General features: G+C 65.1%; 26 protein-coding genes. 17 read left to right on the top strand and 9 right to left on the bottom strand.

Annotation, left to right across the window (positions count from 1 at the left end):
- Nucleotides 1–57 precede the first annotated feature (57 nt).
- The 4 genes from ACWZHB_RS20235 to ACWZHB_RS20220 all read left to right on the top strand — a co-directional run bounded on the left by ACWZHB_RS20235 (nucleotide 58) and on the right by ACWZHB_RS20220 (nucleotide 3,613).
- Nucleotides 58–258, top strand: a complete 201-nt coding sequence (locus tag ACWZHB_RS20235) for a hypothetical protein (protein WP_427903416.1) — start codon at nucleotides 58–60, stop codon at nucleotides 256–258.
- The gene (locus ACWZHB_RS20230; protein ID WP_427903415.1) at nucleotides 255–839 is read left to right on the top strand and encodes a nucleotidyl transferase AbiEii/AbiGii toxin family protein; all 585 of its coding nucleotides are present in this window, start codon (nucleotides 255–257) and stop codon (nucleotides 837–839) included. Before ACWZHB_RS20235 ends, ACWZHB_RS20230 begins: the two co-directional genes overlap by 4 nt.
- A gap of 182 nt (nucleotides 840–1,021) precedes the next feature.
- Nucleotides 1,022–2,113, top strand: coding sequence for a DUF4185 domain-containing protein (locus ACWZHB_RS20225; RefSeq protein ID WP_427903414.1), 1,092 nt, complete (start codon nucleotides 1,022–1,024; stop codon nucleotides 2,111–2,113).
- Nucleotides 2,114–2,254: 141 nt separating this feature from the next.
- Nucleotides 2,255–3,613, top strand: coding sequence for a DUF2252 domain-containing protein (locus tag ACWZHB_RS20220; RefSeq protein ID WP_427903413.1), 1,359 nt, complete (start codon nucleotides 2,255–2,257; stop codon nucleotides 3,611–3,613).
- On the opposite strand, the gene ACWZHB_RS20215 is transcribed toward ACWZHB_RS20220, so the two are convergent.
- On the bottom strand, nucleotides 3,583–4,245 hold the full coding sequence (locus ACWZHB_RS20215; protein ID WP_427903412.1) for a hypothetical protein: 663 nt from the start codon (nucleotides 4,243–4,245) through the stop codon (nucleotides 3,583–3,585). The two genes, ACWZHB_RS20220 and ACWZHB_RS20215, sit on opposite strands and share 31 nt — an antisense overlap.
- A 110-nt stretch (nucleotides 4,246–4,355) precedes the next feature.
- Here ACWZHB_RS20215 and ACWZHB_RS20210 point away from each other — a divergent pair, with 110 nt between their 5' ends.
- From ACWZHB_RS20210 to ACWZHB_RS20200, 3 genes are read left to right on the top strand one after another with little or no spacing between them, the layout of a single operon-like run.
- Complete coding sequence (locus ACWZHB_RS20210) at nucleotides 4,356–5,069, top strand: TetR/AcrR family transcriptional regulator (protein WP_427903411.1); 714 nt, start codon at nucleotides 4,356–4,358, stop codon at nucleotides 5,067–5,069.
- A gap of 21 nt (nucleotides 5,070–5,090) precedes the next feature.
- A complete protein-coding gene (locus tag ACWZHB_RS20205) occupies nucleotides 5,091–5,978 on the top strand; it encodes an AAA family ATPase (protein WP_427903410.1) in 888 nt (295 codons plus the stop codon).
- Nucleotides 5,975–7,354, top strand: a complete 1,380-nt coding sequence (locus ACWZHB_RS20200) for a vWA domain-containing protein (RefSeq protein ID WP_427903409.1) — start codon at nucleotides 5,975–5,977, stop codon at nucleotides 7,352–7,354. Before ACWZHB_RS20205 ends, ACWZHB_RS20200 begins: the two co-directional genes overlap by 4 nt.
- A gap of 59 nt (nucleotides 7,355–7,413) precedes the next feature.
- Here the strand turns inward: ACWZHB_RS20200 and ACWZHB_RS20195 are convergent, their stop codons facing one another.
- Complete coding sequence (locus ACWZHB_RS20195) at nucleotides 7,414–7,869, bottom strand: nitroreductase family deazaflavin-dependent oxidoreductase (RefSeq protein ID WP_427903408.1); 456 nt, start codon at nucleotides 7,867–7,869, stop codon at nucleotides 7,414–7,416.
- 28 nt (nucleotides 7,870–7,897) lie between these two features.
- A complete protein-coding gene (locus ACWZHB_RS20190) occupies nucleotides 7,898–8,353 on the bottom strand; it encodes a carboxymuconolactone decarboxylase family protein (protein ID WP_427903407.1) in 456 nt (151 codons plus the stop codon).
- Nucleotides 8,354–8,529: 176 nt separating this feature from the next.
- Here ACWZHB_RS20190 and ACWZHB_RS20185 point away from each other — a divergent pair, with 176 nt between their 5' ends.
- Complete coding sequence (locus tag ACWZHB_RS20185; protein ID WP_427903406.1) at nucleotides 8,530–11,010, top strand: tetratricopeptide repeat protein; 2,481 nt, start codon at nucleotides 8,530–8,532, stop codon at nucleotides 11,008–11,010.
- On the opposite strand, the gene ACWZHB_RS20180 is transcribed toward ACWZHB_RS20185, so the two are convergent.
- Nucleotides 10,970–11,494: a DinB family protein gene (locus tag ACWZHB_RS20180; protein ID WP_427903405.1), complete on the bottom strand. Its 525-nt coding sequence runs from the start codon at nucleotides 11,492–11,494 to the stop codon at nucleotides 10,970–10,972. The two genes, ACWZHB_RS20185 and ACWZHB_RS20180, sit on opposite strands and share 41 nt — an antisense overlap.
- Nucleotides 11,495–11,583: 89 nt before the next feature.
- Here ACWZHB_RS20180 and ACWZHB_RS20175 point away from each other — a divergent pair, with 89 nt between their 5' ends.
- The gene (locus tag ACWZHB_RS20175) at nucleotides 11,584–12,549 is read left to right on the top strand and encodes a helix-turn-helix transcriptional regulator (RefSeq protein WP_427903404.1); all 966 of its coding nucleotides are present in this window, start codon (nucleotides 11,584–11,586) and stop codon (nucleotides 12,547–12,549) included.
- A 24-nt stretch (nucleotides 12,550–12,573) separates the two neighbouring features.
- Here the strand turns inward: ACWZHB_RS20175 and ACWZHB_RS20170 are convergent, their stop codons facing one another.
- The 4 genes from ACWZHB_RS20170 to ACWZHB_RS20155 all read right to left on the bottom strand — a co-directional run bounded on the left by ACWZHB_RS20170 (nucleotide 12,574) and on the right by ACWZHB_RS20155 (nucleotide 16,885).
- The gene (locus tag ACWZHB_RS20170) at nucleotides 12,574–13,239 is read right to left on the bottom strand and encodes a hypothetical protein (protein ID WP_427903403.1); all 666 of its coding nucleotides are present in this window, start codon (nucleotides 13,237–13,239) and stop codon (nucleotides 12,574–12,576) included.
- Nucleotides 13,240–13,303: 64 nt separating this feature from the next.
- A complete protein-coding gene (locus ACWZHB_RS20165) occupies nucleotides 13,304–14,578 on the bottom strand; it encodes a hypothetical protein (RefSeq protein WP_427903402.1) in 1,275 nt (424 codons plus the stop codon).
- On the bottom strand, nucleotides 14,575–14,760 hold the full coding sequence (locus tag ACWZHB_RS20160; protein WP_427903401.1) for a hypothetical protein: 186 nt from the start codon (nucleotides 14,758–14,760) through the stop codon (nucleotides 14,575–14,577). The genes ACWZHB_RS20165 and ACWZHB_RS20160 overlap by 4 nt, the downstream gene beginning before the upstream one ends.
- A gap of 886 nt (nucleotides 14,761–15,646) precedes the next feature.
- On the bottom strand, nucleotides 15,647–16,885 hold the full coding sequence (locus ACWZHB_RS20155) for an IS256 family transposase (RefSeq protein ID WP_427903400.1): 1,239 nt from the start codon (nucleotides 16,883–16,885) through the stop codon (nucleotides 15,647–15,649).
- 51 nt (nucleotides 16,886–16,936) lie between these two features.
- Between ACWZHB_RS20155 and ACWZHB_RS20150 the strand changes: the two genes are divergently transcribed.
- From ACWZHB_RS20150 to ACWZHB_RS20125, 6 genes are all read left to right on the top strand, one after another.
- Nucleotides 16,937–17,257 carry a hypothetical protein gene (locus ACWZHB_RS20150; protein WP_427903399.1) on the top strand — a complete coding sequence of 107 codons (321 nt, stop codon included), beginning with the start codon at nucleotides 16,937–16,939 and terminating at the stop codon, nucleotides 17,255–17,257.
- 47 nt (nucleotides 17,258–17,304) lie between these two features.
- On the top strand, nucleotides 17,305–17,757 hold the full coding sequence (locus ACWZHB_RS20145) for a helix-turn-helix domain-containing protein (RefSeq protein WP_427903398.1): 453 nt from the start codon (nucleotides 17,305–17,307) through the stop codon (nucleotides 17,755–17,757).
- A complete protein-coding gene (locus ACWZHB_RS20140; protein ID WP_427903397.1) occupies nucleotides 17,754–18,290 on the top strand; it encodes a hypothetical protein in 537 nt (178 codons plus the stop codon). Before ACWZHB_RS20145 ends, ACWZHB_RS20140 begins: the two co-directional genes overlap by 4 nt.
- A gap of 282 nt (nucleotides 18,291–18,572) precedes the next feature.
- Nucleotides 18,573–19,271, top strand: coding sequence for a hypothetical protein (locus ACWZHB_RS20135; RefSeq protein WP_427903396.1), 699 nt, complete (start codon nucleotides 18,573–18,575; stop codon nucleotides 19,269–19,271).
- On the top strand, nucleotides 19,268–20,545 hold the full coding sequence (gene brxD, locus ACWZHB_RS20130) for a BREX system ATP-binding protein BrxD (protein WP_427903395.1): 1,278 nt from the start codon (nucleotides 19,268–19,270) through the stop codon (nucleotides 20,543–20,545). The genes ACWZHB_RS20135 and brxD overlap by 4 nt, the downstream gene beginning before the upstream one ends.
- The gene (locus tag ACWZHB_RS20125; protein ID WP_427903394.1) at nucleotides 20,542–22,650 is read left to right on the top strand and encodes a DEAD/DEAH box helicase; all 2,109 of its coding nucleotides are present in this window, start codon (nucleotides 20,542–20,544) and stop codon (nucleotides 22,648–22,650) included. Before brxD ends, ACWZHB_RS20125 begins: the two co-directional genes overlap by 4 nt.
- Before the next feature lie 8 nt (nucleotides 22,651–22,658).
- On the opposite strand, the gene ACWZHB_RS20120 is transcribed toward ACWZHB_RS20125, so the two are convergent.
- The gene (locus ACWZHB_RS20120) at nucleotides 22,659–23,624 is read right to left on the bottom strand and encodes an HNH endonuclease (RefSeq protein ID WP_427903393.1); all 966 of its coding nucleotides are present in this window, start codon (nucleotides 23,622–23,624) and stop codon (nucleotides 22,659–22,661) included.
- Nucleotides 23,625–24,272: 648 nt separating this feature from the next.
- Between ACWZHB_RS20120 and ACWZHB_RS20115 the strand changes: the two genes are divergently transcribed.
- Complete coding sequence (locus ACWZHB_RS20115) at nucleotides 24,273–24,821, top strand: DUF3558 domain-containing protein (RefSeq protein WP_427903392.1); 549 nt, start codon at nucleotides 24,273–24,275, stop codon at nucleotides 24,819–24,821.
- 42 nt (nucleotides 24,822–24,863) lie between these two features.
- Complete coding sequence (locus tag ACWZHB_RS20110; protein ID WP_427903391.1) at nucleotides 24,864–25,325, top strand: hypothetical protein; 462 nt, start codon at nucleotides 24,864–24,866, stop codon at nucleotides 25,323–25,325.
- The last annotated feature ends 3 nt before the right edge of the window (nucleotides 25,326–25,328 follow it).

The raw sequence follows: 25,328 nt of genomic DNA, 5'->3' as shown, positions 1-25,328 counted from the left end.
AGGGCCCGCTCGCCACGTGCGAGCGGGCCTTTCGTCGTTCTGACGTAACCTGGGGGGGTGACGGAAGGAACACCAGCTCAGCGGCTTCGGCTAGCCCTGGAGATGTCCGAATTCGGTGTGCAGATGTATCGCACGCGGATGCGCAGGATGTACCCGAATGCGTCCTCGACCGAGATTGCGGACAGAGTCGCATCCTGGCTCCTGTCCCGGTCAGGCGTTGAAGACACAGCTGGTCGGCCATCCGCCAGGTTTGCGTGAACGCCCTCGAATCAGCGCTGCGGCGTGCGCGAGCCGACATCGACAACTTGGGCTACCGCTGGGCCCTCGTCGGAGGCTTCGCAGTCTCGGCCCGCTCGATTCCCCGATTCACCCATGACATCGACCTCGCGGTCGCAGTAGCCGATGACGGCGACGCGGAAGCGCTGGTGCGCAGCATGTTCGACGCCGGTTACAGCATGCACGCGTCCGTCGAACACGACAACGGACGACTCGCCACGATCCGTCTGCGCAGAAACTTCGACGGCGTCCCTGTCCTGGTCGATCTGCTCTTCGCAAGTTCAGGAATAGAGCACGAGATCGCCGCCGCTGCCGACGAGATCGAGATCGTCCCCGACCTGAGTCTGCCGGTGGCGACAACCGGGCACTTGATCGCTCTCAAATTGCTCTCTCGCGACGATGTGACGCGTCCGCAGGATCTCGCGGATCTGCGTGAGTTGTTGAGCGTCGCCACCGAGGACGACATCTCGATAGCTCGTTCGGCTGTGTGCCTGATAGCCGAACGTGGCTTCAACCGAGACCGCGACCTGGTGTCGAGTCTCGATGTCCTGCTTGCATTCTGAAGCCCGATCACCGAAACCGCGTAAGGTTTCATCGCGTCTCGAAGGGCCCGCTCGCCACGTGCGAGCGGGCCTTTCGGCATTTTGACGTACCGTGGTGGCGTGACGGAAGTGAAAGCAGCCCAACGATTTCGGCTCGCGCCGACCGGGGCAGGTGTGTCATCCGCGTCACGGATCTGAACCCGGTGCCCTCGGCCGACCTCGGTGGCGGCGATCTCGCGATTCCGTTCGAGCTGCCCAACGGCGACGTCGGCTTCATCTGGGGCGACTCGTTCTCCGGGGACGGCCCGTACGGCCCACCGATGGGCGGCATCGGGAACTGGCGTTCCCCCATCATCACTCGCACATCTGCGCGCGACCCCGCCGAGCCGATCGTCATGGCCACCTCGCCGAGCACCGACGGCCGCCAGCTGTGGGACTACCAGCACGACAACGCCGAATACTCCACCGTCCTGCCGTGCGACGCGATGACCATCGACGGCCGGATCTACCTGTGGGTCATGTACACCCAGGGTCTGGGCAACGAGAAGTGGTGCGAGGTATGGACATCCGACGACAGCGGCATCACCTGGGCGCGCAGCGGCTCGAAGTTCTGGTGCGACGCCTTCGCCGGTAAGCGCGTCATGATCTCCTGGGCCAAGGACCCGCACAGCGACTGGGTGCACATCATCTCCACCGGCGGCCTGGCCAGGAACAAGGACATGCTGCTGTGGCGCGCGACGGTCGACGGCCTGTCCGATCCACACGCCTGGCAGGGCTGGGGCTGGGACGGTGACGACTGGGCCTGGAACCGTGAGCCGACGCCGATCTTGCCCGGTTGGCGATTCGGCGAGATCTGCCTGCGCTATGTCGAGAACAGGGCCGTGATATCCGGATTCGACGCGGGGGACTACTCGATCTTCGTCAAGGTCGGCGACCGCATCGACAACACGAACTGGATCACGACCCACACACACCGGCCGGTGACCGGGATGCCGCGCGGTGTCGACACAGTCCCGCGCCTGTACGGCGGCTACATACATCCCTACAGCAAGCTCGAGGACGGCAAGTTCACGCTCATCGTCTCCGAGTGGGCGGAGAACGGGAATCCCTATCGGGCGACCCAATTCACCTGCACCGGGATTCGCCGCAAGGTGCTGGTCCCCGTACCCGACCCCGAACCGACTCCCACGCCGACCCCAGAGCCCCAGCCTCGGCCGTCTCCGCCACCGGACCGGACCTGGTGGCAGGAGCTCGTCCGCCGAGTCGACGAGTGGCGCAGGCGGCTCGGTCCGTAGCGCCACCCCTGCTGTCGACGGCCGATAGCGGGAGACTTGCTCGATGAGCCGTTCGCATTTGCCGGTGCGGGCGGGCTGCTGTGTCCGAGTGGTTATCCGCCGGCCCTTGTCGTGGCGGTCCGGTAGCGCAAGACTTGCTCGATGACGACGGTTGAGGATTTCGATCGGCAGGCCGCTGAGGTGGGGAAAGCGGCGCGAAGGCGGGTTTCGCGTTCTGAGCTGGGGGAGTGGAAGGCGGTGTCGGGGCGGGAGGACCCGGTGGCGATTCTGCAGCAGCAGAACGCGACGCGGGTGCAGGATCTGGTGCCGATCCGGATGGCGCGGATGGCGGAGTCGCCGTTCGCTTTCCTGCGTGGTGCCGCGGCGGTGATGGCCTATGACCTGGGTTGCGGTCCTGACACCGGGCTCATCGCGCAACTGTGCGGCGACGCGCACCTGGCGAATTTCGGGCTTTTCGGTACGCCGGAACGCCACCTCGTCTTCGACGTCAACGACTTCGACGAGACACTGCCCGGCCCGTTCGAGTGGGACGTCAAACGTCTGGTCGCCAGTGTCGCGGTCGCGGCGCTCGGCAATGGCTGTTCCGATGCGGAGGCGGCGTCGGCGGCGGAGGCGACCGCCCGTGGCTATCGCGAGGGCATCGAGCAGATGACACAGCAGGACAGTCTCGAAATCTGGTATGACCGCGTCGATGCCGACCAGGTCATCGCGCAGATCCCGAAGAAGAAGTTCCGCAAGAAGGCCGAGAAGACGGTTGCCTCGGCCATGAAGCGCACCAGCCTGCAGGCACTGGAAAAGCTCACCGAACCCGATGCCGAGGGCATCCCGCGGATCAAGAATCAGCCACCCCTGCTGGTGCCCGTCACCTTGCCCGACGAGAAGACCGTGAAGTCCGTGCTCGCCGAGTACCGGCGCAGCCTGCCCGACCAGACGCGCGTACTGCTCAACCGCTACACCCTGGTCGATACCGCGGTGAAGGTCGTCGGGGTCGGCAGCGTCGGCACGCGGTGCTTCATCGCGCTGATGATGGACAAGGAGTCCGGCGCTCCGCTGTTCCTGCAGATGAAGGAGGCCGGCACCTCGGTGCTGGCGCCGTATCAGAAGCCGAGCCGATACCAGCAGCAGGGACATCGCGTCGTCGCGGGTCAGCGGCTGATGCAGGCGGCCAGTGACATCTTCCTCGGCTGGGCCACCGGGCCGAAGGGTGTGGACTACTACTGGCGCCAGTTCCGCGACATGAAGGGCTCGGCCGATTTCGAGAATATGACCCACCGCCAGCTCGCCAATTACGGCGGCCTGTGCGGTGGCGTACTGGCCCGCGCCCACTGCCGCTCCGGTGACCCGGCCGCCATCGGCACCTATCTCGGCGGCAGCGACAAATTCGACAAGGGATTGCGCGATTTCGCGATGTCGTATTCGGATCAGACCATGGCTGACTACCGGCTGCTGCTGGCCGCGATCAAGGACGGTCAGGTGGAAGTGGCCGACAACGCGTACTGATCGGCCTCGGTCGGTGCCGACCGGTACAGCGTGATCCCGATCGCGAACAACCACAGCATGGTGAGCCCGCCGACGGTGGCCGTGCTGCCCCATCCGTTGGCCGCGTAGAAGTTCGCCGGCGTGTTCCCGAAGAACAGCGACGGCACGAACGCGAAGTTCACCGCCGCGAGTGCCCAGCTGGTCACGATGCACCAGCGGGGCAGTAGCCGTGCGGCCGCGATGGCGAATGCCACGAGGAACAGTCCCTCCAGCAATCGCGAGATGGTCCCGTACAGGATGTAGGTACCGGTGACGGTGATGGTGGGATCGATCGGCTCCGGTGCGGCGATCACGGCACCGACCTCTAGGCCGGTCGACACCAAAATCACCGTGAGCCACGCTGTTCCGGCCCTGGCAGCCAGCGACCCGAACCAGTCGCGTTCCGGGTCACGCTGTCTCACCACGTAGGTGAGTCCGCTCATGAACACGATGAACAGGGTGAGCCCGACCAGCCCGAGCAGGCATCGAGTGAGCACGTTCGCGTCCGGCGGTGCCCCCGCGTAGACGAAATACAGCGGCAGTTCGATCAGCGTGCACCCGGCACCGGCGAAGGCGGCAGCCCCGGTGGTGCGCTGAATCTTGTTGATACCCATAGCTATTCGACCCTTGCCTCCGAGCGCTCCGGCTCGATCGGAATTAGTATAGGTCTTAAACTATAAACCCTATGTTAAGTTGAGGGAACCCCCGAACGAATGAGGAGACGGTGACCAGCAAGCAGTCCGGTTCGCCACGACCGCGCGTCGGCCGCCCGGCCGAACTGGACGCGGAACGCATCGTCGCGACGGCGATCACGCTGGCCGATCGCGAAGGTCTCCGCGCCGCGTCACTGACGAAAGTGGCTGCCGCGCTGGATGTCACACCGATGTCGCTCTACCGCCACATCGGTTCGAAAGAAGGTCTCACCGACCTGATGGCCGACACTGCCTTCGGCCTGCCGCCGGTCATCGGTCCCGCCTGGCGGCCCGCCCTGCGCGATTGGGCGACCGGTCAGCGAGCCGTGTTCGCCCGCCATCCCTGGCTGACCCAGATCCCCATTACGGGCCCGCCGCGCGGCCTGAACGCCCTCGCCTGGATGAACGCCGGTCTCGCTGCCCTGCGCGATACCGGCCTGGACTGGGGCGCCAAGATCGGTGCGATCACCGTGGTCGGTGGCTATGTCCGGCAGTCCTTCGTCACCGACCGGCACATGGCCGAGCAGCGCGGCACCGAACAGCGCAGCGAGGCTCAATCTCTCGACGCGTACCAGCGCGACGTGTCGACCCTCGACCTGTCTCCTTTCCCCGAGGTCGCCGCGCTCTTCGTCGACCAGGTATTCGCCGACGTCCCGCCGGACGAGGAATCGTCGGACGGCGATTTCACCTTCGGCCTCGACCTCATCCTCGACGGAGTCGCCGCCGCGATCGCCGGGCGCGGGTAACACTCGATATACTGGTTACCGATGAGTAACTTCTTTTCCTCGGTGGACCAGGTGACCGACCGGCTGACAGCCGCCGGCTACCTGCCGTCCCTCGATATCGCGACCGCGGTCTTCCTCGCCGACCGCCTCGGCAAACCGCTGCTGATCGAGGGTCCGGCCGGTGTCGGCAAGACCGAGCTCGCCAAGGCGGTCGCCGCCGCGGTGCGGGCCGAGCTCATCCGCCTGCAGTGCTACGAGGGCGTCGACGAGGCCCGCGCCCTGTACGAGTGGAACCACGCCAAGCAGCTGCTTCGCATCACCGCCACCTCCGGCGAAGACTGGGACAGTACGCGCGACCACGTCTTCACCGAGGAATTCCTGCTCGCCCGCCCGCTCCTGGCGGCGATTCGCAACCCCGACCCCACGGTCCTGCTCATCGACGAACTCGACAAGGCCGACGTGGAACTCGAGGGCCTGCTGCTGGAAGTCCTCGGGGACTTCCAGGTGAGCATCCCCGAACTCGGTACCGTCACCGCTGTCCGCAAGCCCTTCGTCATCCTCACCTCCAACGCGCACCGCGACCTGTCCGAAGCGCTGAAGCGTCGTTGCCTGTATCTGCATATCGACTATCCGACAGCGGAATTGGAGAAGGCGATCGTCGCGCTCAAAGTCCCCGAGCTCGATGCGGCGCTGGCCGAGCCGGTGGTGACGACGGTGAGCGCGCTACGTCAGTTGTCGTTGCGTAAGGCGCCATCGATCGCTGAAACCGTCGATTGGGCAAGAACTCTGGTGGCGTTGGGGACCCGGACGCTGACCGGCGGTGTGGTCCGCTCGACGCTCGGCGTTCTGCTGAAATACCAGTCCGACCATCGCGTGGCCATCGACCGGCTCGGTCTCGACGACCAGCCGGACAGCAGTGTGCGGCCGTGAGCCCGCCCCCCGACCGATTCGCCCCGACAAGCGCTCGGCTCGTCGATTTCGTCACCCTGCTGCGCGAGCACAACATTCACGCGGGCCCCAGCGAAACCATCGACGCCGCGGCCGCGGTGGTGGCACTCGGCACCACCGATCCCCGTATCCTGCGCTCCGGCCTGGCTTCCTGCCTGCTCCGCCGCAACGGTCAGCGCGGAGTCTTCGACCAGCTCTTCGATCTGTACTTCCTCGGCGTCGCACTCCCGCCCGCCCGGCCGAGCGAGGACGCCGACTCCCTGCGTGAGCGCCTGATCGCGACCCTGGTGCAGGGCGAGGACACCGCCGAGCTGGCGCGCGAAGCCCTCAACACCTTCGGCGCCTACGGTGGCGCGGGGGAGAGCGCGGGCCGAGTCACCCAGGCGTCCGGCGCGGGCTGGTCGTCGTATCTGACCATGAAATCGCTACGCCCGGACGAGATCTCCGAGCAGGTGGCCCAAACCATGGGCGGTACAGGTCAATTCGACACCGCTGTGCGCACCATCGAGGCCCGCCGTCGCGTCGATCGGTTCCGGGCCGACGTCCAGACCGAGGCCCGCCTGCGTTCGGCCGAACTGCGCGGCACCGACTACATCGCCCGCCGCGGCGTCGAGAACTCCGCGGACCGAACGGATTTCCTCGGTGCCCGCGAACAGGACCTCGCCGAGATGCGCCGCCTCGTGCACCCCCTGGCGCGCAAACTCGCCACCCGTCTGGCGGTACGCCGCAAGAAGGCGGTCCGTGGCCAGATCGACCTTCGTCGCACCCTGCGACGTTCGATGGCCACCGGCGGAGTCCCCGTCGATCCGGTGCTGCGCGCCCGCAAGCGTGGTCGCCCCGATCTCGTTGTGCTGGCTGATGTCTCGGGCTCGGTGAGCGGTTTCGCGGAGTTCACGCTGCAGTTGGTGCAGGCCCTGCAGGACCAGTTCAGCAAGGTCCGCAGCTTCGGTTTCGTCGACACCTGCGCCGAGATCACCCAGTACTTCACCCCCGGTGAGCCCCCGCCGCCCGGCTTCGCGCAGAACATCGTCCGCGAAGGCGGCGTCGCCCGGTTCGGATCCAGCAATTATGGCGAGGTCCTGCAGGGTTTCGTCGACCACTACCTCGACGCCGTCGGCCCGCGCACCTGCGTGCTGATCCTCGGCGATGCCCGAACCAACCGCACCGACCCGAATCTCGCTGCCCTGCAAGCGATCACGGAGCACGCGAAAGCGGTCTACTGGCTCAATCCGGAACCGGCCCGCTCGTGGTCGACCGGCGACTCGGCCGCCGAGGCCTACACCGACATCGTCACCATGCACGAATGCCGCAATGTCGCCCAGCTCGCCGAGGTGATCGGCAGGCTCCTTCCCGCCTGATTCAGCGCGTGCTGCCTGCCCAGCCACGTGCAGTGCTGACCGCCACCGGCATACGCGCCTCAGGCGGTGAGCCGCACGACGGCGTACTCGCGACCGGCCTTGGTCTGGTACTTGTCGTACCGCGGCTGTGCCGCGGCGATGTGTTCCCAGGCCGCGGCCCGCTCGATCCCCGCGAGGACGTGCGGCGTCACGGCGACGCCGGCCTCGCCCGGCAGCTGGACGGTGGCCTGATCGGGATGCGCCAGCAGGTTGAGGAGCCAGTCGGGATGTCCGTTCTTGCCGCCGGAGGCGACCAGCAGCCAGGATCCGTCCTCGCCGGGGAACCAGCTGATCGGGGTGTCGCGCGGCTCGCCACTGCGGCGGCCGACAGTGTGCAGGATCAGCACATCCATCCCCATGAAGGTGCCTTTGCCGCGACGGATCTTGCGGTTCATCCGCGCGTTCATCCTGTGCTGCATCCACCGGGAGAACCCGCTGTGCGCATTGCTCTTGCTCGGTTGCTGATTCGTGGACATCGTCCAAGGTCCTTTCGAAGGGGGAGCGTCAGCCCCAGGCGCCGGCGATCTGACGGGTGGTGGCATTCAGGCGGTTGAACATGTTGGTCACGCCGATCATCAGCACGATCGAGGCGAGCTGCTTCTCGTCGAAGTAGCTGGCGGCGGTGTCCCAGACCTCGTCGGTGACCGCGTCGGGACGGTCGGCCATCCGGGTGGCGGCCTCGGCCAATTCGAGGGCGGCGCGCTCTTCGTCGCTGAAGAACGGGGTCTCCCGCCAGGCGACGAGGGTGTCGAGGCGCTGCTCGCTCACCCCGGCTTTGCGTGCGGTGGTGGTGCCGCCGTAGACACAGGCAGCGCAGCCGTTGATCTGGCTCACTCGCAGGTGGACCAGCTCCAGGATCTCGGCATCGACGCCGCCGGTCTCCACAGCCTTCAGTACCTGCTGGATCGGGCCCATCGCGTCGGTGAGGATCATGGCGGGGTTCTTCATCCGAGACTGCATGTCGTTCTCCTTGTTCGTGGTGTCTCCGCTGCTTGCGGTGTGACTCGATAGCACCCCGTCGGACGCCGCGACAGAATGGTTGTGGGACACTGTGGGACAGTGAAAAACGGCTCTGACCACCTGATCCTCAGTCGGAAGATTTCTGGTTCGGGCCGGGACAAACGGAGTGGAACACGGTGGTTGTGCAACAGCGGACGGCACGGGCCTACCCGCAGGACGAGCTCGCCTCGCGGCTGCGCCTGATCCAGGAACTGTCCGGCCGCGGTGTGCGCGCCCTGGCCCGCGACACCGGCTTGAGCTCGTCGTCGCTCTCGCGCTACCTCAGCGGCCAGACGGTCCCGCCGTGGCCCGCGGTGCTGGAGCTGTGCCGCCTGGTCAAACGCGACCCGCGCCCGCTGCGTCCCCTGTGGGAGCGCGCCAACAACCCGCTGCCCGCCCCGCCGAAGACCAGCCGCCAGCCCGCCCCGCCGAGCCCACCGGCCGACGCGCCACCGCCGCCGCGCAACGACCTGCCCCGCGACGTGCCCGACTTCACCGGCCGCGAGCAAGCACTGGCCGACGTGATCGCGGCCGTGCGATCCGACCGGGTGGTGGCCATCGACGGCATGGCCGGAGTCGGGAAGACCTCCCTCGCCGTGCACGCCGCGCACCAGCTCACCGCCGAGTACCCGGACGCCCAGCTGTATCTGGATCTGCACGGCTTCACCGACGGCCGCCAACCGCTCGACCCCGACGCCGCCCTTCGCGCGTTGCTGGCTGCCCTGCAGGTTCCCTCGGAGAAGGTGCCGCAGGACGGGGGAGTCGAGTTGCGCGCGGCCTGTTGGCGTTCGGAGCTGGCGCGGTTGCGCGCTGTCGTCGTGCTCGACAATGTCGCCGATGCCGCCCAGGTCAGCCAGCTGTTGCCCGGTGCGGGGGAGTCGGTCGCGATCATCACCAGCCGCAACCGGCTGCTCGAACTCGACGAGGTCCCGCCGGTGACCCTCGACGTGCTCACCCCCGAGGAGAGCGCCGAACTGCTGGTGCGGGCCAGTGGCGACGCGCGCGTCGGCAGGCTCGCCAAAGAGCCCGAGCAAGCCGCCGAAGTGCTGCGCCTGTGCGGCAACCTACCCCTGGCGCTGCGCCTGGCCGCCGCCCGGCTTCGGCATCGACCAGGCTGGTCGGTCGGCATCCTCGTGGAGCGAATGGCCGAGGGCGCAAGCGAATTCGACACCGCCTTCGGCATGTCGGTCCGTCAGCTCAACCGCGATCATCGCCGCCTGTTCCGCCTACTCGGCCTGATCCCCGGCTCCACGTTCACCGACTACGTCGCCGCCGCCGTGGCCGACGTCTCGCTGCGCAGCGCCCGCACCATGCTCGAGGACCTGCTCGACGCGCACCTCGTCCAGCAACCCGCCGACGGCCGCTACCGCCTGCACGACCTGGTCCGCCAGCACGCCCGCCACGCCACCTTCGAAAAGGACACCCCCGCCGACCGCGATCGCGCCCTGCACCGCATCCTCGACTTCTACGTGCATACCGCGGCCGCCGCCGATTCCGCCATGCCGTTCCTGTCGCCGACCAGACCCGTCTCCGCCGGTGCACCCCCGGCGGAGTTGCCGCACTTCCCCGGCCGTGACCCCGCGTTCTTCTGGTTCGTCTCCGAATACACCAACCTGATGGCCGTGTTCTACGCCGCCGTCGAGGCGGGCGCCGACACCCATGTCTGCGAGCTGCCGCGCTTCATGCGCGCGTTCTTCGCCCGCCGGTGCGGCACCACACATCTCAACTCGCTGTTCGAGCAATCCCTCACCGCCGCACAGAATCTCGGCGACCCACGTCAACTCGCCGAAGCCCACAGCGACCTCGGGTTCGCCCGCTACAACGCGGGCCGCATGACCGAGGCGGCTGCCGCCTACGCCGCCGCCGCACCGTTGGTCGCCGAGGCAGGCGACCCGTTGCCGCGCGCGGAACTGACGATGCGCTGCGCCCAATTACGTTGGGACGAAGGCGATATCGAAGAACCACTCGAACTGTTCCGCCAAGCCCGCGATCTCTACACCACCAGCGGCTGTCCCACGAGCGCCGCCGACGCCATCGCCGGCGAAGCCTGGGCCAACCTCCAGTTGGGCCACCGCGACCGAGCCGCCGAACTGGCCCGTGAGGCTATCGCCATCCACCCGTCGCAACAGGCCCAGATCACCCTTGGCGTAGCGATCGCCCCCGACAAGCCCGAAGAGGCCCTCGCCCACCTGAACCGCGCCCTCACCCTCGCCCGCGAAGACGGCCACAAACACAACGAAGCCTGGTGCCTGAACTGCCGCGGCGTGGCCCTGCGCGACATGGGCCGCCACGAAGAGGCTCTGGCCAGTCACCGCGAGGCCTTCGCGCTGCTCGATGCGCTCTTCGAAGACCACTGGAAGATTCACTTCCTCAACAGCTACGCCAAAACCTGCCGTCTGGCCGGCCTCCCAGAAGAAGCCCTCACCCTCTACCTCCAAACCCTCACCCTGGCACCACAACTCGGCCACCGCTTCGAGGAAGCAACAGCCCACCAGGGCATCGCCGACATCCTGGACCTGACGGACCCGGCCACCGCCACCGAACACCGCGCGGCAGCCGAGTCCCTCTTCGCGGAAATCAGCCCATCGACTTCGCACCATCCAGCGATTCCCGGATGATGTCGGCGTGGCCGGAGTGCTGCGCGGTCTCGGTCATGATGTGCATCAACGTGCGGCGCGCGGTCCAGCGCCCGCCGGGCTCGAACCACGGCGCCGCGGGCAGCGGCTGACTCACGTTCAGGTCGGGCAGAGTGCGCACGAGTTCGTCGGTTCGCGCGGCAACCTGCTCGTATTCGGCCAGTACACCGGCGAGCGTGTCACCGGGCAGCATCTTGAAGATGTCGCCCCAGCGTGCGATCTGTTCCTCGGTCATCGACTCGAAGTCGGGGCCTTCCGCGGGCCCGTCGACGATGAAACTCGCCCAATTCGCTTCCACCGCAGCCACATGCTTGATCAGTCCGCCCAGGCACAGCTCGCTCGCGGTCGTGCGCAGACCAGCCTGCTCGTCGGTCAGGTCGCGGACGGTGAAGCGCAGGAAGTGCCGGTGCTTGGCGAGCATCTCGAGAATGTCGGTGCGCTCGGTGTCGATCAAGGTCTCGGTCATGGGCTGATCCTTTGCTTGTCGGTGTTGTGAAATCCAAGGTAGAACCCATTGCGGCCAGTTTCTGACCGCAATTGCGGGACAATCGAAATATGGCCGATACGAGCGCACGCACCCTCCGACTGCTCTCACTGCTGCAGACTCATCGCTACTGGCCGGGCACGGAACTCGCTGAACGCCTTCGTGTTTCGGCCCGCACCCTGCGCCGCGACATCGACCGCCTGCGCGAACTCGGCTACCCGGTCGACGCGCGCCCCGGCGTCGACGGCGGCTACCAACTGGCCGCGGGCGCCGCCATGCCGCCCCTGGTCCTCGACGACGACGAAGCCGTCGCCATCACCGTCTGCCTGCAAGCCGGCTCCCAGGGCGCGGGCGACGGCCTGGCCGAACCGTCGATCCGAGCACTCGGCAAATTGGTCACCGTCCTACCCACCCGCCTGCGCCGCCGCGTCGACGCCCTGCGCGCCATGACCGAATCCACCGCCTGGACCGCCGTCCCCCTCTCCGACGTGGACCCCGCCGTCCTCACCGACCTGGCCCTCACCTGCCGCCGCGAAGAACGCCTCACCTTCACCTACACCGCCGCGGACGGCCGAACCAGCACCCGAGAAGTAGAACCCCACCGCCTCGTCTCCCTGGGCCGGCGCTGGTACCTCGTCGCCTACGACCTCACCCGCCACGACTGGCGTACCTTCCGCGTAGACCGCCTCACCGCCTCCGCGACCACCGGCACCCGCTTCCGCCCCCGCACTCTGCCCGCCCCCGACGCCGCCACCTTCGTCCGCGACGCCATCGGTGCCCGCCGCTCCGGCTACACCGTCACCGCCGAGATCGAGGCCCCCGCCACCGACGTCCACGCCCGAGTAGGCCGCTGGTGCACGATCACCGCCCTCCCCGACAACCGCACCCACATAGAACTGACCGTCGACGACCTCAGCTGGCCGGTCCTGTTGCTGGGCAAGGTGGAAGCCGACTTCCGGGTCCTCGGCCCACCGGAACTGGTCACGCAGTTGCGGGAGTGGGGGACCCGGTTCACGCGCGCAGGTACACCGTCCTGACCCCGCCGGAGCCGAAACCCCCCGCTATCGGGGCCGATACCCCTCCTGCGGTCGCGGCCACTGTCCTTGCGGCGCACCGTAAGCGCGGCCCTGGGGCATGCCGGGTTGCGGCATCGGGAAAGGCTGCATCCCGGGTGCGCCGAACCCCGCCGGGCGGCGATCGTCACCTCGGCACCAGCGTCGCGTCGTCGGCAGCACCGCCAGCACGAAGGTGAGCACCGGGAACACCATCATGAACAGCGAAACCGCCCAGTGGATGTCGACGTCGGCCCCGAGCAGCAAATTGATGCTCGAATTCCCCAGGATCGCTTCCAGCTGCCGACTCAACGGAAGTCCGTAGTCCAGGAGCTGGATCACGGTGGACAACCCGCCGAGTACGAAGGTGCCGATCTCGCCGAGGCAGCCCAGGATCACGAGTGTCGGCCCCGCCTTGCGCCTGCGCAAGATCAGCGCGGCACCGGCGAGCAGCATGACCGCGGCGACCACGTCGATCACCAGCAACAGCACCGTCACGATCGACGTCCACCCCGGCACGATCCCCCATCCGAACCAGGGTGAGTCGAAGCGCAGCGTGTTCGCCGCGTACATGACCACCCCGCCGAACGCCGCGAGCCCACCGAGCAACGCCAGAATCGCCGCGGTCACCGCCGTTCCTCCGGTGGCTGGGCGCTGGGCGGGAGCGGGATACATGGGGTGTCCTCCTGGAAATCGACAGTCGATGTCCGAAGTACCCAATTTGTCGCACCCGCACGCGTCACCCGTTGCGATACCGCCCCTTCTGCCGACGCTGATAGAACAGCAGATCGACCTCCACCGGCTCCACCAGCGCCGTGATCTCGGCCAACCTCGTGTCGTAGCGCAGCTCGGTGATGCACCGATGCAGATATGCCCGCCGCTCCGGCCCCAACTGCGCCCAGATCGCCCCGAACCTCGACTGTCCCCGCTCTCCGGACACCGCGACCAGATCGAGTAACGCGGGCCAGCAACCGGTTTCGGTCGCCCGAGCGGGCAACTCCGACACCGTCGTCTCCGACAGCAACGCCAGCGCGTACCCCACAGCGCCCCTGACATCGTCATCCATCCGCGCCATCAACGTGAAAAGCCCACGCCAACTCTCCGAATCGCCCCGCCCGTCCATCGGCGCGACCAGGTCGACCCCCACATCCGGATCACTGAACACCGGATTGCCCACCAACGTCCACAGCCCCAACGGCGTGAGATGACCGATCAGCGTGAGGAATTCGGGCACCGCCCCGAGCGCGAGCGCAGTGCGCACCAGCCGCGCGACATCACCGGGCTGCGCACTCCCGAACAGGATGTCACCGACCCGACGGATCACATCGGGCGCACACCGTGAAAACACCGACAGCGCAGCATGTTGCAGTTCAGGAGAACCTGTCAACACCGTCTGCGTCATCCGCGGAACCCGCCGGTGCGGCCCATCGAGCAGCTGGCGAACCACCGCGCTGAGCACCTCGACGTCATAGGAGTACGCGGCTGAGAAGATCAGTCCCGCGTCATCACGCACGCCCGCCTCGACAGCGGCGATCACTTCCGTGGTGGCACAAGCCAAGAACGGTCCTGCCGTCACATAATCGCGCCGCCGCAACAACTCGTTGACGATCTCGACGATCGGCTCCGGCGCCATCTGATCGGCCAGCTGCTCGACGGCCCGCGGATCGAGATAGGGCGCGCAATCGGCCGCGTACCCCGCCTGCAACATCGTCAACGTCTCCGCCGCCTTGCCCGGATGATCCAACCCCACCGACCCCGCCGCCCGCCCCGTCATCATCGGCGGAACCAGCTTCTGCACCAACGGAATCGAGATCGTCAACGGAATGTAGGGCACCAGCGCACTGATCCGCCGAAACGTCTCCGTGTGCTGATCGAACAACACCCCCGAAATCTGCTGCTGCAACGCATGCAACCGATCGGCCCCCAGATACCGCAGGTGATCCAACCGCTGCGGATGAACATGCAACGTCCGAGCCAGCAGAATCAACTGCGCCCGCGTAGTGAGGTCCGTCATCTGCCGCCGAACATGATCTTCTTGGTCACCCGACGCAAGGGCCGAGGCAACGCAGAGACCATCGAATCGATGGACTTGTCCAACGCGGCCGCCTCGAACGCACTTGCGGCCCTCATCAACTCGAACAGATCCCGAGCCTCATCAGCCGGCAGTTGCTCCAACGCCGGCAGTGTCTCGGGCAAGCCACCTTCACGGTCACTTCTGACAGTCATGCGGCTCCTGGGTAACGCGATCTCTCCCTCCGAGGGTCCCCTCTTCCGCCGCTACGCGCCAGAACTTCGCCGAATCACTGTGCACGACAACCAAAAGTGCACCGCAGGTACATGTGAACAGACGTACCACTTTCGGTAACGCGCAGGAGGATCGGGTCTGCAAGTAAATCTCAACAAGCGAACGTGCGTCAGAACGACATCGGTTGTTGATTCCGTACCAGGACGAGGTACCCGGTCGCCGTCGAGGCGGACCGGCCTGTCTCAATCCATTCGGCGGTGTCGCGATAGCTCGGCAACTTTCTGGCATCGAGTGCCGTCGGTGCCCAGAGTGGGAACAGTCACGCGCGCCTCGTTGCCGCTCGACCGCCTGCTCCATTCTGATCCGACCTGGTCAATTGATCCAGAGTTGTTCCGACTGGGGAATATCGGCGATGACTTGTCGTGCTGTTCGTGAGGGCGGCGAACGGCCTTGGCGTACAGCAGAACCGGTAGTATTCGGTGGCGGGCAACCTGTATTCGCCACGTGCTCGAAGGGGCAGAGTGAAATCTGAGGACAGCACATATCCCCACGGCGACAGGGTCGTTCGCGGTCGGTGCACGTGGCAGCACACACCAGACGCGGATGCCGGGCTAGCGCAGCTCCGGGCCTCTGACCCGTTTGCCTACGGCAACCTCCAGGGTCAGATCGAAGAGTCGGAGCAGGGCGGTCTCGGAGCGAGTGGATACCGTTCGCCTGTGGACTATCGGTGTCCGCTCGAGTTTGCACCGAGTGGGGAGCCTGACGCGCCGTGGCTCGGCGAGCGGTCAAGTCCAAATGCGTGGTGTAACGGGATGATCCCCGCGTGACCGCAGTTGGTCAGGCAGTCAACGCTTCAACACCGTCTCCCTCCTGCGCGTCAGCCAGCTCGCCGACCCCGCGCGACCGGGCAAGAACATCCAAGCCGAGGTAGCGGCGGCCTTCGATCCACTCGTCGTGTTGCTCGGCCAACACCGCCCCGACCAAACGGATGATCGCGGTCCGATCCGGGAAGATCCCGACGACATCGGTGCGGCGACGGATCTCCTTGTTCAACCGCTCTTGAGGGTTGTTCGACCAGATCTGACGCCAGATCTGTTTCGGGAACGCGGTGAACGCGAGCAGATCCGCGCGCGCCGCATCAAGATGAGCGGCCACTCTGGGCAGCTTCTCGGTCAATGCATCGAGCATCCGATCATATTGCGCGGCAACCGATTCAGGGTCAGCTTGATCGAACACCGAATGCAACAAAGTCCGAACCCAGGGCCACGACGTCTTCGGAGTGATCGACATCAAGTTCACGGTGTAGTGGGTGCGGCACCGCTGCCACGACGCCCCCGGCAACGTCGCCCCGATCGCGGCCACCAGGCCCGCGTGAGCGTCCGAGGTCACCAGCTCGACCCCGGACAAACCTCGCGCGACGAGGTCGCGGAAGAACGCCAACCAGCCGGCGCCGTCTTCACCCGAAGTTACTTGCAAGCCCAAGATCTCGCGGAAGCCATCGGCATTGACTCCGGTCGCGACCAGAGCGTGGACGTTGACCACGCGCCCGTTCTCGCGGACTTTCAGCACCAACGCGTCCGCGGCGACGAACGTGTAAGGCCCTTGATCGAGCGGTCGGGTGCGGAACGCTTCGACTTGGGCATCCAGATCAGCGGCCATGATCGAGACCTGGGACTTGGAAAGCTGTGTGACACCGAGGGATTCGACGAGTTTCTCCATCCGTCGGGTCGAGACACCGAGCAGATAGCAGGTCGCGACGACGCTGGTCAATACTCGTTCGGCGCGTTTGCGGCGCTCGAGCAGCCAGTCGGGGAAGTAGGTGCCCGACCGGAGTTTGGGGATCGCGACGTCCATGGTCCCGACTCGGGTGTCGAAGTCGCGGTGGCGGTATCCGTTTCGGGAGGTGACGCGGTCGTCGCTGCGTTGGCCGTAGTCGGCCCCGCAGAGGGTGTCGGCTTCGGCGTTCATGATCGTGTGGACGAAGCTGGACAGCATTTCTCGCAGCAGATCAGGGCTGGCCGCGGCGAGTTGAGCGTCGAAGGGCTTGTTCGGGTCGATACGCTGGACAGAGGTCATCGCGTGGTTTCTCCTTCAAGTGACTTTGGCGGTCTCTTCAAGGGTCACGCGGTGACCTCCCTATTTCCGGCTACGACACGCTCGGACCTGGTCCGATGGTCGGGCCGTACACCACGCTATTGGACGCAACCCGGCGAGCTGAAAGCGGGTGGCAAGAGGGGCACTCAGTGGCGCCTCTACTTCGGTGAGCCGATCAACCACCGCGCACTCGTCGTCGGCGTGGCACTGCGTGACAGCAAGCGGGCCAAGCTGAGTGTCGTCCAGAATCGCAGCCGACAGCGTCAGCACATCACGCAGGCGATGCGCTTCCTGAAGACCTATTTCCGCAGCCAGGGCTACTGTTGGGCCCCGTTTCCGCGTGGTCCCAAATAAGTCACAAGTGAGCTTCCTCACCTACCTGTTGCGCTACAGTGCAACACATGAGGCCATGGCGGAAGCAGTCCGAGCCGCTGGATCTGACCGGCGACGACAACATCAGAAATGCGATGGAGTTGACGCAGGCACGGCGCCGCCTGTTCAACGACCTCATCGGTATCCGAGTGCATCGGGGCATTTCGCAGGCGAAGGTGGCCGACGCGATCGGGATCAATCGCTCCGGGATCAGCCGGTTCGAGGTGGACATCGAGACCAGCAACCCCACGTTCGATGTCGTATTGCGGTACGCCCACGCGGTTGGCGCCGCGCTCACATTGCGTGCTGAACCGATGGAGGCGCGGGAACTGTCCAGGTTGCCCGAGGTGGGCGAGGAATTCGTGTGGCACACCCGTATGCGGGCAGGGGCTCTCGGCGTCGGCGGCTTCATTCCGGACAGCGCTCTCGCTGAGACTTCCTCCGATGATTGGATGGTCGATCAAGAAGCTGCCGCGCTGTGAGCGATGACCGCACCATATCCGTTGAGGGCCGAGGTCGGCGCGTCGAGCTGTCGGATCTTCGTTTCGCCATCCGGCTGGATCGCGTCGAAACCCGGTCCATCCATGTCGAGCGTTGGGAAGCGGGTGTGTTGCCGGACTGGGTAGCCGAAGAGGGCTCAGTCACCATCAACGTGGGTGCTGAACCTGAGAGCCGCGTCGTGGTCGCGGTCAAGCTGCTCGCGAGAGACGACCATCCGCGCGCGGTCGAGGCTGACATCGCGGCAATCTACGAAGTTGCCATCGTTCCCCCCGGAGAGCGCGCTCCCAGACGCGGCAATGTGACGGACACTGCCGAGTTCATCGGCACGCTCGATCGGTCCGGGATCAAGCGCATCGTCAACCAGGCGCTTCGAGATATCGCTCCCTACATGCGTGAAGTGGTGCAGAGCATGTCCGTGCGAGTATGGCCGGAAAATCCAATTCCGTTGGTGGGCGGCATCCCGGAACTCCCGGCCGACTTCGAATACGACAAGATCGTCAGACAGGGCGACTAGCGCTCTATTCCGCTGAACTTGTGCGGCACATCGTTCGGCAGTCAGATTGCGCCGAAATATTTACTCCTGCAGAGTCTTTCGATCCGAAGACAGTCAGGAACACTCAGGGTCCCTGGTTCCATGCCACCAACCACGGTGGAGCCGTCCGAGTCCGCCATGCAGAGTTCTGTCGATCGTTGAGCGCCAACCGGTACGGTGACGTCGTCCGAGATCAGGCGACCTGGCGACGGTAACGTTGCTCGCACCTGACGACCGAGTCACGTGATGGGGGTGTAGGCCGCGATGGCGCGTATTTCGAAGGTACTTCCGAGCCTGCAACAGATCAGGCCGCACAAAGCCGAGGACCAGGTCGAATGTGAGTGGAAGATCATCGTCGACACCGACGGTTCGCCGTTGTTGCACCTCAGTACCTTCGGATCGACCAACCGTGCGTCAAAGCGGAAGAGTAGCCAGTCTATTCAGCTCGGCGCAGGTGTGGGACACGAACTGATCGCGATTCTCGTCGAAGCGTTCGGAGCTCCGGACCGGTCGCTCGAGGCATTGCCGTTGCCTGACGTGCGTGATGGACGGGAGCCGACCTCGCGGGATCTGGGAGATCGCGACGCGGTTGTACCCGAGGTTTCGACCGACGTGCCGGACAATGCTCCGGTCGAGGTTCCGTCACCGGAACACCCGCTGGTCGCCGAGCTGTTGAACAGCGAGATATTCACCCTTCAACGGCGACTTGCCGGCCGTGTGTCGGTGCCTGATGCGAAGATCGGTCAACTGGTCGGAGCGCTCCTGAATACGCGGTTCCTCGAGGTGACTCGCATCCAGGCCGCGGCTCTGCTGGATGTCCCGCTGGGTCGGGCAACCGGCGCTCTGACTCAAGTGCAGAAGATTCTCGATGTGGAGGGGTACGAGGTGTTGATCCTCGGGAGCAACGATGTGGTGCGCCTGGATAAGGGTGCGATGGTCGAGCAGTTCGGGTTGAGCCGATGAGCCAGGTGTCGAACAGGAGGCGCCGCGAGATCCTCGACGCGCTCCGGGTCGGAACCGTCCCGGCGAACGGGCTCGACCAATTGGCGGTCGGGCTCGAGAAATTCGATATGGGAGTCGCCCAGGACCTCGGCAATCTCGCCCAGGGCGGTTCGGTGTTCAAGGCCGTTCGCGGTGAGTACGGGTCGGGAAAGACGTTCTTCTCGCGATGGATCGGCGACCGTGCGCTGAAGATGGGCTACGCAGTCGCCGAAGTCCAGATCAACGAGTCGGACACCCCGCTCTACAAGCTGGATTCGGTCTACCGACGCGCGATCGAATCGTTGCGCATGGCGAGCGTGCAGCCGAGTGCCCTTCGAAAGCTCCTGGACGCATGGCTGCACACCGTCCACGAAGAAGCCGACGAGCAGGGGGTAGAGGTCGACGTACTGATCGATCGCCGCCTTGCCGCGGTGAGCGACAAGGCGCCGATCTTTCCCTTGGCCATCCGGGCATACCGAAGGATGAGCGACGCCGAAGACCGCACGGGCGCCGATGCGATGGTGGCATGGATCGGCGGCCAACCGAACGTGGCGGCAACGATCAAGCGGCAAGCCAACATTCGCGGCGACCTGACCAACGAACTCGCACCGAGCTTCTTTCGTGGGCTCCTTGCCGTTTTGAAGGACGCTGGGCACCCAGGGCTTGTTCTGGTGCTCGACGAGGTCGAGACGGTTCAGCGGATGCGTTCCGACATCCGGCTGAAGGCGCTCAACACCCTCCGACAATTCATCGACGAAGTCCACAAGGGCGAGTACCCAGGCCTCTACCTTCTGGTGACGGGGACACCGCCGTTGTTCGATGGACAACAGGGCATTCGACTGCTGCCACCACTCGCGGAACGACTGCACACCGACTTCTCGTCGGATCCGCGCTTCGATAATGTGCGCGCGCCTCAGCTGCGATTGACTGCCTTCGATTTGGCGAAGCTGGTCGAACTCGGCACCCGGGTGCGGGAGTTGTACGCGACAGGTGCGGACAATACCGAGCGGGTTCGCTCAGTTGCCACGGATGCCTTCATCAAGCAGCTGGCGTCCGCCGTGGCAGGGCGTTTGGGAAAGCAGGTGGGGATCGCGCCACGGCTCTTCCTGCGCAAACTGGTCGACGTGCTCGACAAGATCGACCAGTTCGAAGCGTTCGATCCGATGCACGACTATGAGGTCCAGATCTCGGAGTCCGAGATGGATGAGGCGGAGAAGGCCGCGGTGAGCGCGAATGACGTGCAGCTGGACCTATGACCGCCGATAGCGCTGACGAGGCGTTCTCTCTGCTTCATCCGGGTGTGCGACACCACATCGTGAACACGCTCCGGTGGGATGGGTTGCGCGAGTCGCAGACAGCGGCGATCGCGCCCGTGCTGTCCGGTCAGGATCTGGTGGTCGTGGCACCGACAGCGGGAGGAAAGACGGAGGCTGTTGTCTTTCCGCTACTTTCGCGTATGGCACACGAGGATTGGCACGGGGTTTCGATCCTCTACGTGTGTCCGCTTCGCGCGTTGCTGAACAATCTCGGCCCCCGAGTTCTGGAGTACGCGGCTTGGTTGGGCCGTACGGCCGCGGTGTGGCACGGCGATGTCAGCCAGCCGGAGCGACAGCGAATCGTGGGGAGCCGTCCAGACATCCTTTTGACCACACCTGAGTCGCTCGAAGCGGTTCTCGTCTCGACCAGAACCGACGCCACTGCCTTCTTCGCCGATCTGCGGGTTGTCGTTGTCGATGAAGTGCATTCCTTCGCTGGCGACGACCGCGGTTGGCATCTGCTCGCAGTGATGGAGCGATTGTCGCGCCTCGCGAAACGTCCTCCACAGCGGATCGGTTTGTCGGCAACAGTCGGGAATCCGGCGGAGATGGTCGAGTGGCTCCAAGGTAGTAGCACGGACCGACCGCGGGCCGTCGTCGAACCAGTACCTGAGCGTCCGCTGGCACAGCCAGAGGTAGAAGCGGACTATGTCGGTTCGATCCCGAACGCCGCCAGGGTCATTGCCGCATTGCATCGTGGCGAGAAGCGACTGGTGTTCGTCGACAGTCGGCGACGAGCCGAGGAGTTGGGTGCCGCGCTCCTCGACGTGGGTGTTGAAACCTACCTGTGTCATTCCTCGTTGTCTGCAGCCGAACGTCGGCGGTCCGAAGCGGCGTTCGCGGACTCTCGTGACACCGTCATCGTCGCGACGTCGACCCTCGAGCTCGGTATCGATATCGGCGATCTGGACAGGGTGATTCAGGTCGGACCGCCTCGAACGGTCGCATCGTTTCTGCAGCGACTGGGTCGCACCGGTCGTCGGGCCGGCTCGGTTCGCAACTGCCTGTTCCTCGCGATAGACAGCGAGGAAGTCCTGCCGACGTTCGGCATGCTGCATTGCTGGGCCCGCGGCTGGGTCGAGCCGGTCGCGCCGCCACCCGTTCCGAGACACATTGTCGCCCAACAGTTTCTGGCTCTCTGCCTCCAAGAGAGCAAGCTGACATTCGACAGCGCGAGTCGATGGTGGGGATCGCTCTCGGTATTCGATGATGACACCGAGCGCATCCTCGAACATCTCCTTCGAGCGGGCTTCTTGGTTCGCGACGGGAACTATCTGATCATCGGTCCCGAAGCAGAACGACGCTTCGGTCACCGTTACTTCTCGGACCTGACGGCGGTTTTCAGCGCACCACCCGAGTTCGTAGTCTTCGCGGGCAACGACGAAATAGGTACCGTCGGAACAGAATTGCTCGCCGAACGTCGCGACGGGGCCACGGTGTTGTTGCTGGCCGGACGGTCGTGGCAGGTGCAGAACATCGATTGGCGGCGTCGACGGTGTTGGGTCGTGGAGGTCGGCGACGGCGGCAGGGCGAAGTGGTCGGGAACCGCGTCGGACTGGTCGTATGAATTGGCGCGGGGAATGCGAGCAGTACTTCTGGGAGAGGAAGTGCCCGGAGTGCAGGTTACGGATCGCGCGGCGAGAGTGCTCGCCGCCGAACGTGGGGCGTATTCGCAGGCTGTGTCGCCTGACCGTTTGATCGTCACGATGTCGGACGATGAAGGCGCCCGATGGTGGACGTGGGCAGGCACTACGGCCAACCGCACCCTCCATGCCTCGTTCGCGGATCTCTTCGAGCCCGCCCAACGGATCGATGACAAGTCGATTCGCATTCGTAGCGGGCTCGGCATCGAGGACCTGGGTACTCTACGAACAGGCCGGGCGTTGGTTCTGCCGCGTGTGAATCGGCAAGCCCTTGCAGGCCTGAAGTTTTCGACCGCGCTTCCTGAGTCTCTCGCGATGGACACACTCGCTAGGCGGCTCGGCAACCTGTCGGTCGCTCGGTCGGTGATCGCTGAACGCCGTCAGATTCGATCGGACTGCTGACCGTTCGATTACTTGCCGCCGCCCCAAAGAACGGGTTCCGTTCGGGCGACATCAAGGTTCCTGAGTCTCGCAGGTCGCTTGCCGGACAAGAACTCGTCGAATCGCTCGGCGAGTCCGTCTACCGAGGGGCGATAGTGGTCCTCTTCCGGGACTGAGAGCTTGGCTTTGTGCATCCCTTTCAGTGCGAACTTCAGGATCGGACCCTCGTTCTCAGCGGCCATCAAAGCCGGACCGACATGGACTTCCAGGTCAGGGGAGAATCCGACAAGATTGGAATCGAAAGCAGAGTGGTGAATGCGACAGAGACTCAACCCATTTGGTATCTCCGCTACCCCGTGTGCCGCGTTGTCAGGGATGATGTGCGCAGCTTCGAGTAATTCGGGTCGGCCCAGGCGGCAGACGGCGCACCGCTTCTTGTACGCGATCAGCACTTGGCTTCGGAATTTCGGCTGATGGAGCCGTTGGTCGGTTACCCGCTGGGCGTAGCGCTTTTCCACCGGCGACAAATGCAGCGGGTCCCCTACGTCCAGCAACTTCTCGTCGAGCGCCAAGATGATCTGCCTGTTCTCGGGATCGTCGTAGATGGCGTAGACCGGGTAGATAGGTACGTACCGGATCTCGTCGACGTTGATCCATTGAAGGAAGATCATCGGCAGTCTGGTGGTCACCGCGTGCCGCAGCTTGACGTTGTCTCCCTTGTTGATCGGGCCGACCGTGTACGCGTAGGAGTGCAAGGACTCGCCGACGACCTCGTCTACGTACTGGCCGTTCGGCGTGGTCATGATCGACAGTGTCGATGAGAACGACGCGGGGTTGCGGATGCCGCGTTGGCCGTCGACGAGCGGAAGGCGCTCTCCTTGGAGTTCGAAGTTGAAAAGCTCTTTCCGAGTGAGCGAGCCACCCCTCTTCGCGACCAATCGGTCTAGAGCAGTGAAGATTTCGGCTCGGAGAGCGAGTTCGACATCGAGATCCACCCGGTCCAGCTTGCCATGTTCCCAGCCTATTTCGGTAGGGCTGAGACTCCAGGAGCGGCGGTATCTTCGCTCCCCGGAAACGCCCGATGTGTGGCGCCGCCATCGGGCTGCGAGTCCAGATGTACGGGGTCAATGTCCGCCAGTGGCAGGGCTCTCTACACAGCGCTCGTACAGCGCGTGCAGGCTGAAGATCAATCCTGGATACAGCGGAAGCAGCCAAAGACCCAAACCGGGTGCCCGTCCGTTGATGACCTCGACCGTCGCGGCTGCTCCAGCAATCGCGACGGTCGGATACGCCAGGCCGAAGAACGCCGCCTTGATTGCCAGTCGAGCTCGGCCGACGGGTGGCCGCACGGAACACGTCACCGCGCACAGTCCGGCAACACCGAGCGCGATGCCGATAGTTCAACCTCCACTTGGACTCGTTGTCGCCTTCGACGGACGCATCACCGAAGGTTGCGGCCCCAATCGATCGGGCGAGATTCGACGCCGATCTGGTACGGGGTGAGTGGGGCTGTAGGTCTGTGAAGCGCGATTGCCCGATGTCGCATCAGTGGGTAGCGTGGCATGTTCAAGGGGTGGGGACTCCCCGGACGGGCTCATGTGATGTCGAGGAGGGGTGGGGTGCGGCGTAGTCGGGCTGGGTTCATGGCTGTTGGTGCGGTTTTGCTGGTCGCCGGATGCGGGGGCTCGACCGACGGTCAGGCCGAAGGAGTTGAGACCACGACAAGTGGGCAGGGGCTCGCGGCGGACGTGCCGGCGGGGTTTGATCCGTGCCGGGACATACCGAAGTCGGTGTTGGATTCGGAGAGACTGCGGGTGGCCAGTTCCAACAACAATGCTGATTACGACGGCGCGGGTGGGGTCAAGTGGCGTGGCTGTAGTTGGGCGGCGCCGGACAGTTACGCCGTGGGCATCACCACGACAAACCTGACGGTGGACCGAGTCCGTGCCAACACGAAGTTGACGATCCGGGACGAGTACATGATCGGCGGGCGGGCTGCCGTTGCTGCTAGCCGTGCAGACAACAAGGATCCTCGCTCGGTGTGCACGCTCACTGTCGCGATGCAGGGCGGGGGCTTGGAGTTCTCGCTGGACAATCCCGAATCCAACGAGCTGACAGGTCATTTGGATACCTGCCAGCTTGCACGCGGTCTTGCGGAGAAGGTTGTTCCCTTGATTCCCGCTGGCGCGTGACTGCCACACGGCTACTCAGACTCGATCAGGGGGAATTTGACTATGAGTGGTGATCGTCCGCTGCAGGACTTGCTCACCGAAGCGCAGGAGGGGCGGTTGACCATGCGGTTCGGTGGGTCCGTGCGCGTCGATGCCGAGGAATTCGTCTACATCGAGCGCGAGTGCGAAACGTTCAAGACGCTGATTCGTGAACTGCAGCGCACCGCGACAGATATTTCCCAACGCGAAGTGTGGGGTTTGGGTGAGGCGGTCGCGGAGTTGGTCTCTGCGCAGACCATGGTCCGCCGCTTCCGCGAGAAGGGCCAAGGCTCGGACAACAGCGTCCACGCGATCCTCGATCAGCACTACAAGATCGTCGATGACCTGCAGGAACTGCACCGTCTGATCGCCCAGCGCTATCAGGAGACCGACGCCGAATTCGCCTCCTATTACAAAGAACTCCTCGCCGCAGCACCCGCGCCCGGCACCCCTGGCGGCGGCGACACCCCGGCCGAGCGCGTCTAGCGC

The organism is Nocardia sp. FBN12 (assembly GCF_054031145.1).
The sequence above is the reverse complement of the archived record's forward strand: the minus strand, read 5'-3'. Positions and strand labels throughout refer to the sequence as shown.

Bases quoted from the DNA above. Each gene is read 5' to 3' on its own strand.
- ACWZHB_RS20145 (WP_427903398.1), top strand. From the start codon at position 17,305: ATGAGGCCATGGCGGAAGCAGTCCGAGCCGCTGGATCTGACCGGCGAC.
- ACWZHB_RS20205 (WP_427903410.1), top strand. From the start codon at position 5,091: ATGAGTAACTTCTTTTCCTCGGTGGACCAGGTGACCGACCGGCTGACA.
- ACWZHB_RS20110 (WP_427903391.1), top strand. From the start codon at position 24,864: ATGAGTGGTGATCGTCCGCTGCAGGACTTGCTCACCGAAGCGCAGGAG.
- ACWZHB_RS20190 (WP_427903407.1), bottom strand. From the start codon at position 8,353: ATGCAGTCTCGGATGAAGAACCCCGCCATGATCCTCACCGACGCGATG.
- ACWZHB_RS20180 (WP_427903405.1), bottom strand. From the start codon at position 11,494: ATGACCGAGACCTTGATCGACACCGAGCGCACCGACATTCTCGAGATG.
- ACWZHB_RS20175 (WP_427903404.1), top strand. From the start codon at position 11,584: ATGGCCGATACGAGCGCACGCACCCTCCGACTGCTCTCACTGCTGCAG.
- ACWZHB_RS20125 (WP_427903394.1), top strand. From the start codon at position 20,542: ATGACCGCCGATAGCGCTGACGAGGCGTTCTCTCTGCTTCATCCGGGT.
- ACWZHB_RS20155 (WP_427903400.1), bottom strand. From the start codon at position 16,885: ATGACCTCTGTCCAGCGTATCGACCCGAACAAGCCCTTCGACGCTCAA.
- ACWZHB_RS20195 (WP_427903408.1), bottom strand. From the start codon at position 7,869: ATGTCCACGAATCAGCAACCGAGCAAGAGCAATGCGCACAGCGGGTTC.
- ACWZHB_RS20135 (WP_427903396.1), top strand. From the start codon at position 18,573: ATGGCGCGTATTTCGAAGGTACTTCCGAGCCTGCAACAGATCAGGCCG.
- ACWZHB_RS20170 (WP_427903403.1), bottom strand. From the start codon at position 13,239: ATGTATCCCGCTCCCGCCCAGCGCCCAGCCACCGGAGGAACGGCGGTG.
- ACWZHB_RS20215 (WP_427903412.1), bottom strand. From the start codon at position 4,245: ATGGGTATCAACAAGATTCAGCGCACCACCGGGGCTGCCGCCTTCGCC.
- ACWZHB_RS20165 (WP_427903402.1), bottom strand. From the start codon at position 14,578: ATGACGGACCTCACTACGCGGGCGCAGTTGATTCTGCTGGCTCGGACG.
- brxD (WP_427903395.1), top strand. From the start codon at position 19,268: ATGAGCCAGGTGTCGAACAGGAGGCGCCGCGAGATCCTCGACGCGCTC.
- ACWZHB_RS20115 (WP_427903392.1), top strand. From the start codon at position 24,273: ATGGCTGTTGGTGCGGTTTTGCTGGTCGCCGGATGCGGGGGCTCGACC.
- ACWZHB_RS20220 (WP_427903413.1), top strand. From the start codon at position 2,255: ATGACGACGGTTGAGGATTTCGATCGGCAGGCCGCTGAGGTGGGGAAA.